Source organism: Flavobacterium sp. SLB02 (genome assembly GCF_009664855.1).
Lineage (GTDB): Bacteria > Bacteroidota > Bacteroidia > Flavobacteriales > Flavobacteriaceae > Flavobacterium.
Genome location: NZ_CP045928.1, coordinates 1236983 through 1249584 on the forward strand (window position 1 = coordinate 1236983; position 12602 = coordinate 1249584).

General features: G+C 32.8%; 10 protein-coding genes. 5 read left to right on the forward strand and 5 right to left on the reverse strand.

From position 1 onward, the window contains the following. Positions 1-4: 4 nt before the first annotated feature. The 3 genes from GIY83_RS05015 to GIY83_RS05025 form a co-directional block, all read right to left on the reverse strand. Positions 5-1081, reverse strand: coding sequence for an efflux RND transporter periplasmic adaptor subunit (locus GIY83_RS05015; protein ID WP_229029217.1), 1077 nt, complete (start codon positions 1079-1081; stop codon positions 5-7). A gap of 267 nt (positions 1082-1348) precedes the next feature. Further along, positions 1349-2734: a HAMP domain-containing sensor histidine kinase gene (locus tag GIY83_RS05020; protein WP_208685290.1), complete on the reverse strand. Its 1386-nt coding sequence runs from the start codon at positions 2732-2734 to the stop codon at positions 1349-1351. Next, on the reverse strand, positions 2731-3411 hold the full coding sequence (locus GIY83_RS05025) for a response regulator transcription factor (protein ID WP_208685292.1): 681 nt from the start codon (positions 3409-3411) through the stop codon (positions 2731-2733). The genes GIY83_RS05020 and GIY83_RS05025 overlap by 4 nt, the downstream gene beginning before the upstream one ends. Positions 3412-4219: 808 nt before the next feature. Here GIY83_RS05025 and GIY83_RS05030 point away from each other — a divergent pair. Then, entirely contained in the window at positions 4220-4885 is a 666-nt protein-coding gene (locus GIY83_RS05030; protein WP_208685294.1) for an IS6 family transposase, read from the forward strand. Positions 4886-4947: 62 nt separating this feature from the next. On the opposite strand, the gene GIY83_RS05035 is transcribed toward GIY83_RS05030, so the two are convergent. Next, the gene (locus GIY83_RS05035; protein WP_208685296.1) at positions 4948-5478 is read right to left on the reverse strand and encodes a hypothetical protein; all 531 of its coding nucleotides are present in this window, start codon (positions 5476-5478) and stop codon (positions 4948-4950) included. An 888-nt stretch (positions 5479-6366) separates the two neighbouring features. Beyond that, complete coding sequence (locus GIY83_RS05040; RefSeq protein ID WP_208685298.1) at positions 6367-6495, reverse strand: SDR family oxidoreductase; 129 nt, start codon at positions 6493-6495, stop codon at positions 6367-6369. 604 nt (positions 6496-7099) lie between these two features. On the opposite strand from GIY83_RS05040, the gene aspA reads away from it, so the two are divergent. The 4 genes from aspA to GIY83_RS05060 all read left to right on the forward strand — a co-directional run bounded on the left by aspA (position 7100) and on the right by GIY83_RS05060 (position 12215). Continuing rightward, positions 7100-8509, forward strand: a complete 1410-nt coding sequence (gene aspA / locus GIY83_RS05045) for an aspartate ammonia-lyase (RefSeq protein ID WP_208685300.1) — start codon at positions 7100-7102, stop codon at positions 8507-8509. Between the two features lie 410 nt (positions 8510-8919). Next, positions 8920-10260, forward strand: a complete 1341-nt coding sequence (locus GIY83_RS05050) for an anaerobic C4-dicarboxylate transporter (protein ID WP_208685302.1) — start codon at positions 8920-8922, stop codon at positions 10258-10260. Positions 10261-10267: 7 nt separating this feature from the next. Beyond that, positions 10268-11452, forward strand: coding sequence for a porin (locus GIY83_RS05055; RefSeq protein ID WP_208685304.1), 1185 nt, complete (start codon positions 10268-10270; stop codon positions 11450-11452). Positions 11453-11729: 277 nt separating this feature from the next. Further along, positions 11730-12215 carry a hemerythrin domain-containing protein gene (locus GIY83_RS05060; RefSeq protein ID WP_208685306.1) on the forward strand — a complete coding sequence of 162 codons (486 nt, stop codon included), beginning with the start codon at positions 11730-11732 and terminating at the stop codon, positions 12213-12215. Positions 12216-12602: the final 387 nt, after the last annotated feature.

Genomic DNA, 12602 nt, shown 5'->3' on the forward strand with positions numbered 1-12602 from the left:
GGTATTATTTTGCTTCAAGGAGATAAAAAGCTCCTTCGCTTATGATTGTTTCATTTGATTTTAATCCGGATAGGATTGCTATTTTTCCTTTTTTGGAAATTCCAGTTTCAACAGTACGCCTGATATATTTTCCTTTTGCGAATTGAACAAATACAAAACTTTTATCGTTAAACTGTAAAACAGCTTTGGCCGGAACAAACAATGTATTTTCAGGTGTATCAATAAATTTTACAGTTACATACATCCCTGGTTTAAGTGTATGATCATTATTAAGGCAGTCAATTAATACTTGTACACTGCGGGTGGCCTCATCAACCATTTCGTCAACATGGTATATTTTACCTGTGATTTTTTTATCAGGATAAGAGTCAACCTGAATTTCTGCGCCATCTAATTCATGTATAAAACGAATGTCTTTTTCTTTAATTTGTCCAGAGACCCAGACCTTTTTTAAATCTGCAACTTTAGCCTTGGGAGCATCATCAGCTTTTATATATTGCCCCATGACCACTTCGTTTGTTATGATTTCTCCTGCAATAGGAGAGGTAATTATTAAGGGTTGGCCAAAAACAAGTTTGTTCACATTTACCCCAAATATTTTCAGGCTCGCAACAGCATTTTGATATTCTTTTTCATTGACCTGAAAGTTGGTTTGCGTCTCTTCTAAATCTTTTTGAGAACCTACGCCATTAATTTTTAAATCCTGCTGGCGTTTTAATGAAAGTTTAGCAACCTGATAGGCAGATTTTGCCTGAAAGAAGTTTTTCTGTGCATCAATGAAATCAGGGGAAACCATTTCGAAAAGAGGTGTTCCAGCCTGAGTTTTCATGCCTAGTTTTAAATATACTTTGGTTACTCTGCCAGAGAATGGAGGAGCAATTTCTGCATAAAAATTAGGAATCGCTTTTACTGTTCCGGCTGTTATTAATTCTGATTGATACAGCTCGGATTTAACAGTTTCCAATTTTAATTTAGGTGCAATTGTAGATGTTTCGGGAACAAGAATAGTATCGTTTTGTACGGAATAATTATCTTTCTCTATTGTAGTTTTTTTATCATTACAGGCAATAAGAATGGTCATTGCAATTAAAAAAAGAATACTATTTTGATTTAGAGTTTTAAATATTAAGAGTTTGTTCTTGGAGTTTCTTTTGTGCATCATAATGGTTTGTTTTTATGTAAACCTAACATGTTATTAAAAGCTGTTAGGTTTATGTTGAAGTTTAGGCGAGAACTATTTTTATTAAACAAAACAGCTTCCTTTTATAATGGTGCAAAAATAGAACAACCCCTTAAGAGGGGCTGTTAGAGATGTTTTAGAAAAAAATTAGAATTTTATTAGAAAGACTTAATCTATAGTGGATTTTGTGCTATGATAAAGTTCAACAGTAAATACCGTACCTGATTTTTTATCGGATAAAACCGAGATAGTACCTTTATGAAGTAAGATGATTTTTTGAGTCAAAGACAATCCAATACCATTTCCATCGGCATAAATTTTATTTGATCCCCGGTAAAATGGTTTAAAGATATGTTTTAAGTCTTCTTCTGAAATTCCAATGCCATTATCGGAAAATCGCAAAATAACGGCCTCTTTTTTAAACGAGATGACAACTTTACTTTGTTTGCTTTGAGAGAATTTGCAACCATTTTCAAACAAGTTTACAAAGGCTACTTTTAGTAGATATTCATTTCCATGAATGGTGATTTGATCATCATCTTCAAAATCATTTTCAAAATGAATGGCAATATTATAATTTGGATTTGATTTTTGAACTTGTAGCTGGGCATCAAGTAAAACCTCATCAATACGTATTTGTTTGAATGCAATTTCTGCAGGATCATAGTTAGCTTTAGCAAGATCAAGTAAGCTATTAGATAATTTTGTTATTTTTCTAGCATCTTGTAATGTGTTTGAGATAATGACTTTATATTCTTCTTTATTTCGTTCTTTATTAGTGGATAGTTCAAGTTCTGTAATAATAGCAGAAAGAGGTGTTCGTAATTCGTGAGAAATATTAGAAACAAATTGTTTTTGTGAATCAAAGGAATTCTCCAGACGGTCTAGCATTTTATTAAAAGTAGCTGCAAGTTCTGATATTTCATCTTTACTTTGGTTTGTGTCTAATCGCAGGTCAAGATTTGTAGCAGAGATGTTTTTTGCTTTGCTTGTCATTCTAACGATAGGTTCAAATGCTTTTCTTGAAAAAAAACGGCCTGCTATATAGAGCAGTAAAATAGATATGATGAAAACAATAATGCAGGTTTTAAGCAAATTATCTAATTTTATATAGCCAAATCCGTCATATGCTGCAGCTGTAATTAAATATTCTTTTTCTTGAAATTTATATTTCATTCCAATTACCTGCCAATCATTCTGATAAAATTGTATCTCGCCTTTCTGGACGATTTTATCAATCATTGGCTTTGTTTCTTTTACAACATCTATATCAACAGCATCATGATATAATAATTGAAATGAAGTTGTATAAATGGCCACTTCCACTTCATTTAATGTAGCGCGATTGTTTTTATAAATGTCTTGTAGTGTTTTACTGTTTACTTTGGCATTAAAAAATAAATTTGCTTTGGTAATTGCTTCTTTTTTTAATAATGCATAAAATTCTTTTTCTCTGTTTTCTCTTGCAGAAACCAGAATAATAGCAGCAAATACTAATAAAATAGCAGCTGTTATAAAAGTAAACAATATGGTTAGACGAGTTCTGATTTTCATTCTGCTTTCAAAATAAATCCCATTCCGGATCGGGTATGAATGAGTTTTTTATCAAATTTTTTATCTATTTTTTTTCTTAGATAATTAATATAAACATCAATAAAATTTGTGCCGGTATCAAAAAGAGTATCCCATACTTTTTCTGCAATTTCTGTTCGGGATAAAACACGTTCCGAATTTTGGAGCATATATTCTAAGAGCTTAAATTCTTTTGGAGTAAGGTTTATTTCAGTTTTGTTTCTTATTACATTTTTGGTTTGCAGATTCATTTCAAGATCTGCGTATTTTAAAATAAAACCAATGTTGTTTATAGTAGTATTACTTCTTTTTAACAAGGCTCTTATACGAACTAAAAGTTCTCTCATTTCAAAAGGTTTTGTCAGATAATCATCTGCTCCGGCATCAAAACCCTCTACTTTATCATTGGTTGTACCCAATGCAGTTAGCATTATTATAGGTAAATCGGGTTTAATTTGTCGTATCTCTTTACATAGATCAAGTCCGTCAAGTTTAGGTAGGATAATATCTGTAATAATCAAATCATATTGATTATTCAGTGCTAGTTTTTTCCCGGATAAACCATCATAAGCTAGTGTTGGAATAAACCCATGCTCTGTCAGCCCTCTTTGAATGAGTTCTGCTACTCTTTGATCATCTTCTATTACTAAAATTTTCATCTAAACAAAGTTATTACATTGAAAGTAGAATATGTGAAAACGTAATAAATATTTAATGATAAGATTATGGTGAGCAATGAACCTAAAGAAAAAGTATTTAAAAATGTAGTAAGTTTGAAATACTGTTTATCCGTAGTAGTTCCTTGCAATACGCTTAAAGCAGGGCTGCAAATTTAAAGTTTATTCGGATTGATTCTCGCTTTTCATTTCCTTTGAACCTCGTCTTACAAGTGTATAGAACTCTTTTAAATGCCACCAGGCTGGGCACGTCTCCAGGTCTCCTTTATAATGGTATATAGTTAGAAAACAGCTTTTAAGGAAAAGCTGGGAATCTGTGATTTTAGCCCATGGCTTTAACTCCACTTCCTCAGGCGGGGGAGTGGCTTCAAAATAACGTTTTATTTCTTCTGGGGTCATGGGGCAAAAATAGGTGAAAATTTCAGGCCTGTCAAGGGGTGAGGGGGTTTGTTGGCTTACAATTTAAGTTATCTTCTCTGCTTTTGTTCCAACTATACTGGCAGTCATCAAATTACTATGCCGAATTTATTTTTACTTTTTAGAATCAGTTTGAGACCCCTCCGATGGGTCATTATCTATAAGGTCTTTTTCTATGTCCTCCCCGGTTATGTCTTTGGGGTCGCTGTCGGGTTTCTGGTCAAGGTTCCCCGAGTCATAGGGGTTGCTCTTTGGACCTGTGGTTTTTGGGGCTTTGTTTTGGTTTTGAGAATTACCGTCTTCATGATCGTAATTTTTGGTTCTGTCGCATCTACCTACGTTTTAACTTTGCCTTTTTTAAATTGTTAAACTCATGAATACGAAAGGTCATTGCTATCCGAAATCTATTATACTGCAGGCCGTATATTTTAAGCTTAGGTTTACGTTAAGCTATCGGGATGTTGAAGAGATCATGAAAATGCGAGGAGTTCATGTTGATCATGCTACTATTCAGCGCTGGGTTTTTAAGTTTACACCTTTCATTGAGTCAGAGATGAAGAAGAGAAAAGGTAAAGTAGGTACAAGTTGGAGATTGGATGAAACCTATATCAAAGTAAAAGGTATTTGGTGTTATTTATATAGAGCAGTAGATAAACTAGGCAATACAGTAGACTTTCTTTTGACCAGAAGAAGACAAAGAATGAGCGCTCAGTCTTTTCTAATTAAAGTAATTAGTAATAACTGCATACCAAGAGTAATAAACATTGATAAAAGCGGTTCTAATACCGCAGCGATCAAAGTCTATAACAAGCGTTCGTTCTCAAAGATTAAAATTCGGCAGTGTAAATATCTCAACAATATTGTAGAACAGGACCATCGATTTATAAAATGGAGGATACAAAACGGGTTAGGCTTTAAAAGCTTTGAATCAGCAAGACGAACATTGAGTGGAATTGAAGTTGTGCATATGCTGAGAAAGAATCAGATTATTGGACATGGGACAACTATGTTTAAATCATTCTCTAAATTAGCAGGCTAACTTTTAAATTACTTAAATTCTTATATTTGATTCTGACAGATGCGACAGAACCAATATTATCACTACTTTACCATCTTCCCGTCAATCTTAATACTTTTCCAATCATCATCTAAACCTTGTCCTTTAACATACGTTACCTGATGTGATTCACCTTTCATATTATCATGGTAAATCATTTCAAAAGAAAAGGTTATTTTTTTATCAGTTTTTTCTATTACAGTAACTTTGTAATCATTAGTGGTTCCGTCATTAAGGGTAAAGAAACTATCGCCAACTTTGCTGTTAAACTTTGCTCTGGTATATTGCTTACCTGTTGAATCTGGCCATGATTCCATTAATTGATTATTCTCATCGATTCGAAGATACACTGTCGAAACAGCATCACCGCCTATTAAAGAGTAGAATTTGTAGTACAATTTACCATCCATCCTTACGGTATCTTGTATTTCGGTATAATTTTGTGAATCAATTCTCCACTGATTTCCGATTTGCATCGGTAAAAAAGAGTTAGCAGGTTCATTATTCATTTGCGGTGTTTTGCAAGATACAAAAAGAAGAAGAATAGCAAAGTATTTCAGAATAGCTTTTTTCATAATTTTATTGGGGTTATAGATTAAACTCGAAATTATGAATTTAGGCTTTGAACTAATAGCTCGATAACAGCTATATGCTGAACCTAAAAATAGCACTTTTTCTTCTACTTGCAAATTTAGAAAACGAAATTAACTAATAATTGGTTATTATTAACCATTTTAGGTTCTGTCGCATCTATAACTACGTTTTATCTTTGTCTTTTTTAAATTCTTAAACTTATGAATACTAAAGGTCATTGCTATCCGAAGTCTATTATACTGAAGGCAGTATATTTTAAGCTTAGGTATACATTAAGCTAAGGGGATGTTGAAGAGATTGTGAAAATGCGAGGAGTTTCTGTTGATTATGCTACTATTCAGTGCTGGGTTTATAAGTTTACACCTTTGCTTAAAGCTGTTTTTAGCAGCTCTTCCCGCTATTTGTTCCAATCTTTTGTGCCGAACCCTGGCACAAAAGGATTTCAGTGCAGACGAGCGAAGCGAACTGGCGAAGCAATCGGGGCTGCTGCTGAGGAGCCCGGCTCTTTAGACAAATAAAATAAGTAAGGTTATAAAAAAAAAGGCGCCAATTGTCTTCAATTGTCGCCATTTGGCTTGTTTGTGACCTCGACGGGACAAATTTCTATAAAATTTATGAAGGATTTGAAGAGATTGGCTTACTGGAAGTAGAGGCTGTCTTTTTATGTCTTCAATATTTTGGTTTGGATGTCCTGTTGGGGGTTGATGTAAATTCGGTTCAAATTTTTAATGTTTTTTTGATATGAGAGCATGTAACATTTGAATTCTTTATCCGATCGCGCGGATATGCACAATGATCGCGCGGAAAATTCTTTGCGGGCATCGATTACAAATCCGAGCGATCTGGTCATTTAGTGGCAGGTAATGAATTTATTTTAGAGCATAATCTATATAGCCCCCATCTGCTAACAGCTCTGTTCCAGTAATAAAACTTGCATCATCTGACGAAAGAAATAATACTCTTTTCGCGATTTCTGCCGGGTCGGCTAATCTCTGCATTGCAAGATCATAAATACTACAGAAACTGTATCTTTTTTATAGAAAGACCACGGATGAAATCGATCAATTGGTCAATACTACAATTTGTTTTTAAATAATTTTAGATATCAAAAAGTAGTGATTTAAGGCAAAGAACATATGATAAGCTTATGTATGAATATTACAAAAATCAAGTTACAGTAAATTTCAGGATTTTTGAATACGTGTCTGACACCTCCAAAATAAATTATAATAAAAATCTTATGCTTGCATAGTATTATTTTGGAGAAAATCTACTTCTTACAATTTCAATATTAATTTGTACCAGCTCCCTGAGGTTATGGTACAAATGGTGTAAAGCCAGTGACAGTAACTACAATTACAAAATAAAACAGGTTACTGATATGTGCAAATAAAATTTGCAACTGCTTTTTAAAAAAAAAACTGAATCGTCATGATAATTATCATCCCTTTACTACCATAGCAAGCGCATATTTACATCAGAATAATGATTACTCCTAAGCAAATATACTTGCAAGCTTTGCAGAATTAAGTAACAATCCTTTCAAAAAAGTATTAGAAATACTTATAAGAACTTATCAAATAATTAGAAATTAATTTTATTATGAAAACTACAAGAAAAGAACATGATTTTTTAGGAGAATTAGAAATCCCGAATCATTTATATTACGGAATACAGACTTTTAGAGCCGTAGAAAATTTTAATATTACTGGTATCTCAATCTCAAAAGAGCCTTTATTTATCAAAGCTTTAGGATATGTAAAAAAAGCTGCTGCATTAGCAAATAAAGATTGTGGTGTTTTAGACGCAAAAATAACTGAAGCTATTTGTTATGGAAGTGATCAGCTTATTGCAGGTAAATTTGATCAGGAGTTTGTTAGTGATTTGATTCAAGGTGGCGCTGGAACTTCAGTAAACATGAATGCAAATGAAGTAATCGCAAATATTGGTCTGGAATATTTAGGTCATAAAAAAGGAGAGTATGATTTTCTTCACCCGAACAATCATGTAAACTGTTCTCAGTCTACAAATGATGCTTATCCATCAGCATTTAGAATTGCACTTTATCTAAAGATGGAACACTTTATTACTATTTTAGGAGGTTTAGAAAATGCTTTTTCTGAAAAAGGAGTAGAGTTTAAAAGTGTATTAAAAATGGGACGTACACAATTGCAAGATGCAGTGCCGATGACTTTGGGTCAAGAGTTTCATGCCTATGCCACTACAATTGGAGAAGATATTAAGAGATTAAAAGAGGCGCAAAGTTTATTGTTAGAAATTAATATGGGAGCAACTGCCATTGGAACTAAAGTAAATGCTCCAGAGGGTTATCCAGAAATTTGTGTGGATTATTTAGCAAAAGAAGTAGGTATTCCTCTAACATTGTCTCCAGATTTAATTGAAGCAACGGTTGATACAGGTGCGTATGTTCAAATTATGGGTACTCTAAAAAGAACAGCAGTTAAAATTACTAAAATCTGTAACGATTTACGTTTGTTAAGTTCAGGCCCAAGAACAGGATTTAACGAAATTAATTTGCCGGCACGTCAACCAGGATCTTCAATTATGCCGGGAAAAGTAAATCCTGTAATTCCAGAAGTAGTAAATCAGACTTGTTTTTATGTTATTGGTCAGGATTTAACAGTGACCTTGGCAGCATCAGCAGGTCAGTTACAATTAAATGTTATGGAACCGGTAATTGCTTTTGCTATGTTTACTTCATTAGACTATCTGGGTAATGCAATCCAAACCTTAGTGGATAAATGTATTGTGGGAATTACAGCAAATACAGATCATTGTTTTAATATGGTAATGAATAGTATTGGAATTGTTACACAATTGAATCCAATTCTTGGATATGAAGTATGCGCCGGTATTGCTGGAGAAGCACTTAAAACAAACAAAAGTATACACCAGATCGTAGTAATAGAACGTAAGGAAATTACTCAAGAGAAATGGAATGAAATTTATTCATTAGAAAATTTAATAAACCCTAAATTCATAAATTCATAAATTGTTATGAATCTTCAGATTTCTACCCTGTTATCGTTAACGTTTTTAGCAAACAAAAATGTTAGATGAATAGTTTGCAATGGTTTGATAATCTGTTATATTAATACTTCTGTAAGTAATTCACTTGGAACACATCCTGAAAAGATATTGTTGTATAATACTCCAATACAGCAGATTCAAGTGGTTTACTTTACTTAATGAAGATAAAACTACCCTTTTTTATTGTTGGGGATAATCTTAATCCTCAAATGATAACGTTTTATTGCTGTTTCCTTTTTGAGAACTGATGATAGAACAAAAAATCAAAAAATATTTTTAGAATAGTATTCAATTATGATTGGAAGAAGCCCTGTTTTTAGGTGCCTCCTGGTATAATTGAGACTAAATCAAACCAATTTAAAACAATTATTATGTTCTGGATAGAATTTTCAATCCTTATAATCGCGATTCTTATCGGATCACGAATGAAAGGTATAGGTCTCGGTGTAATGGGGATTTTCGGCTTAGTGATTTTCGTATTAGGATTTCATATGAAACCAACGGAACCGCCTATGGATGTTATGTTAATTATTATTGCTATTGTAACCACTGCCGCAACCCTTCAGGCGTCAGGAGGTCTGGATTACTTGGTAAGTTTAGCCGAAAAAGTAATTCGAAATAATCCTTCAAATGTTACTTTTATCGCTCCTTTTGCGACTTATTTTTTGTGCTTGTTTGCTGGGACTTCTCATATAGTGTATTCTATATTACCCATCATTTCCGAAGTGGCTACAAAGAAAAGAATACGCCCTGAGCGTCCTCTTAGTATATCGGTTATTGCCTCTCACTTAGCATTAACAGGCAGCCCTATTAGTGCGTGTACCGCAGCTTTGGTAGTATTATTAGGTTACCCGGGTGCTCTTTTTGATGTCATGATCATAGCTATTCCTTCAGGTCTTATAGGGACACTAGTTGCTTGTTTTGTTATTAGAAAAAGAGGGGTAGAATTAAATCAGGACCCAATATTTATTGAGAAAATGAAAGACCCTGAGTTTGCTAAAAGTATTGATTCCAGTACAGAAGGCAATGGAACAAAAGTAAAAACCGGAGCTAAAACTGCGGTTATGATTTTTAGTGTTGCAATTCTACTAATTGTAATTGCTGGAGCCTTTCCTGATTTATTGCCCAATTTTGGACCTGGAACAAAAAATTTAGTTCTAAAAGATGATGGTACTGTTTCAATGGTAGCTGTTATTTGTTTAATCACCTTGTCTGCTTCAGCTGCCATGATGCTAATTACAAAAACTAGCGCTGTTAGTGTTACCCAAGTTAGTTTATTCAGTTCTATGGCCTCAGCAGTTATATCGGTTTTTGGAGTAGTCTGGATGGCTTCTACTTTCATGGAAAATAATTCGGTTGTCATCAAAGAGTCTTTAGGAAGCGTTGTTACTGCTTATCCCTGGACATTTGCTATAGCTTTATTTCTTTTAGGAATCATAATGTTTAGCCAAGCAGCTGCTGTTAAGACGATGATACCATTAGGTATAGCTTTAGGGCTTTCCCCTTTAGTTTTGATAGCTTCCTTTCCCACGGTAAATAGCTTCTTTGTATTACCAGGTTATCCAACGCTATTAGCAGCTATCAGTTTTGACAGAACGGGAAGTACAAAGATCGGTAAATATGTTATCAATCACAGTTTTAACCTGCCAGGTATTGTCGCTACTATTGTTGCTGTTGCTGTTGGTTTTCTAATCGGTTCAATTATTTTATAAAATGATCATGGAAACTATAAGTAATATAAAAAATAGATTGTTTTGTTTCATTGTTTTATTTATCCCAATTTGTATTCTTGCGCAAAAACAAAGCGAAGACACTCAGTTGTATCAGTCGATAATTCCTACTTCAAAACAGTCTTTATTGAGAGATATTGATGTTATTTTTAATACTCGTTTTGGATTTAATTCTGAATTTAAAGATGGGGATTATTCAAAATCAGTATTTTCAGTTAGTCAGTTCAGGCTTGAAATAAAAGGAAAGATTCATGAAAAAGTAAGTTTTAGATTTCGTGACAGATACACCAGAACACCTAAAATAGGTAGTCAGGATAATATAAACAGAACTACTGATATTGCTGCTTTATTTATTGATTTTACACCCAGAACCAAATTTTCTATGGGAAAACTATTGGCTGATTTGGGAGGGTATGAATTTGATATGAATGCAATTTATATTTTGGAGTATAATGATATTTTGAATAACTCTGATCACAATCTAACCGGTGCGGGTATATCCCATAAGTTTAAGGATGGCAGGAACACATTAAAGTTTCAAATATTAGATTCAAGAACAAATATTTTAAAAGAGCAATATGATAATAGTGTACCAGATGGAACAGTAGAGTCGAAAACGGCTTTGGCATTTGTAAGTAATTGGGAAGGAAGCTTTTTTGGAGGTAAACTTGAAACGTCGTACAGCTATGGTTTCTTTAATGAGGCCAAAAACACAAGCATGAATTATATTGCTCTTGGAAATAAGTTTAAAAGCAATAAATTATTGTTGTATTATGATTTTAAGTATAGTGCAGAAGATTTAGACCGTAGAGGTATTGTTCAAAAACTTCTTAAGGGAGAAGAGGCATCAAAAGATGTGGTATACGTCGAAAATTGGTTAAGAGCAGAGTATAGAGTTAAACCACAAGTAAATTTAGTATTAACTCTTATGAATCATAATTCTTATTGGAATGGTAATCCTGATGTCAATGCATGCAACAAATTGTTTACTAGCTATGGTCTGATCCCAACTGTTGAATACTATCCTTTCAAAGATTTGAACCTGAAATTTTATTTGGGTTATATAGCCAGAAGATATGATTACACTTCTTATGCTGAAAGAGTTTATGGTTTGAAAGACGCAAATACAGGAAGATTAAGCTTTGGAATTATTGCCCCAATACTGATTTTGTAACCCAATTTAGGTTTTTCTAAGTAACCACTCAATTTGAGTGGTTTTTGTTTATCCTGCATCAAACAGGCTTATCCTATCTATTATTGTTTTTATTGTGTGACAATTAATTTTGACAACTATATACTTTAATGTACCAACGATAGGAATATTCGAAATTTAGGTCTCAACTCCAACATCTATAATCAAGTGGATAGTAATTAGAACTTTACAGTAAATAAATATCAAATCTATATTCTTTATAAGTTTTTAGACCCTCCCATCCTAATACTAAATAAAAATGAATTCACATATCACCATAATTAATGAAGAGAATAAAATAAATCTAGAAAAAACACTTAGTTTTTTGCATTGTCACCACGTGCAATCATTAGAATTATGTTCGATAATTCGTATGGGTATTAGACGAAATATTGATCTAAATAGAATTAAAAATTATGCGGATTGGTATTATACCAATAAATTAATACCACATTTTCAAATTGAAAAGGAGTATATTTTTCCAAATTTAGGAATGGAAAATGTATTTGTACATAAAGTTTTAATACAGCATCGCAGATTAGCAAAACATTTTATTAAAAAAAATGAAGTCGAAAAATCTTTAAGTAGAATTGAAGATGATCTTGAAACATTAATACGCTTCGAAGAGAAAAATATATTTAATGCAATTAGAAACATTTTTCCGACATATCAAATTTTATTAAATAATGAACTACTTTCTCATGAATTTTATAATCAAGAATGGGATGATATTTTCTGGCAATGAAGAACTCCTTGATAAATAAACATTTGGACCCAATTAATTATTGGTTTTTTTGTTATTGTTTATTTGGACTCTGTCGCATTAAAATTAAGTTTTATCTTTTTTAAATTTTCAGATTAATAAATAGAAATTGTACTTAATAATAGAACAAGGGAATTTCCGTAACTTCAAGCTCACTATTGGGGTCAGCATTTTGGGCAAGTGGTTATGGAGTTTGGAGTACAGGAAATATTACCGCTGAAATGGTAAATGATTACCTAGAATATCACAAAAGAAAAGAAGGAGATGATAATTCAAATTTCATTCTTCAATGAGATAAAAAGAGGACTTTCAGTCCCTCGTAAAACAAACCTTTGCAATTTCAGTGCAGAGTGGTTTAGTTTCTGATTA

Bases quoted from the DNA above. Each gene is read 5' to 3' on its own strand.
- GIY83_RS05025 (WP_208685292.1), bottom strand. From the start codon at position 3,411: ATGAAAATTTTAGTAATAGAAGATGATCAAAGAGTAGCAGAACTCATT.
- GIY83_RS05020 (WP_208685290.1), bottom strand. From the start codon at position 2,734: ATGAAAATCAGAACTCGTCTAACCATATTGTTTACTTTTATAACAGCT.
- GIY83_RS05035 (WP_208685296.1), bottom strand. From the start codon at position 5,478: ATGAAAAAAGCTATTCTGAAATACTTTGCTATTCTTCTTCTTTTTGTA.
- GIY83_RS05050 (WP_208685302.1), top strand. From the start codon at position 8,920: ATGTTCTGGATAGAATTTTCAATCCTTATAATCGCGATTCTTATCGGA.
- GIY83_RS05015 (WP_229029217.1), bottom strand. From the start codon at position 1,081: ATGACCATTCTTATTGCCTGTAATGATAAAAAAACTACAATAGAGAAA.
- GIY83_RS05030 (WP_208685294.1), top strand. From the start codon at position 4,220: ATGAATACGAAAGGTCATTGCTATCCGAAATCTATTATACTGCAGGCC.
- aspA (WP_208685300.1), top strand. From the start codon at position 7,100: ATGAAAACTACAAGAAAAGAACATGATTTTTTAGGAGAATTAGAAATC.
- GIY83_RS05060 (WP_208685306.1), top strand. From the start codon at position 11,730: ATGAATTCACATATCACCATAATTAATGAAGAGAATAAAATAAATCTA.
- GIY83_RS05040 (WP_208685298.1), bottom strand. From the start codon at position 6,495: ATGCAGAGATTAGCCGACCCGGCAGAAATCGCGAAAAGAGTATTATTT.
- GIY83_RS05055 (WP_208685304.1), top strand. From the start codon at position 10,268: ATGGAAACTATAAGTAATATAAAAAATAGATTGTTTTGTTTCATTGTT.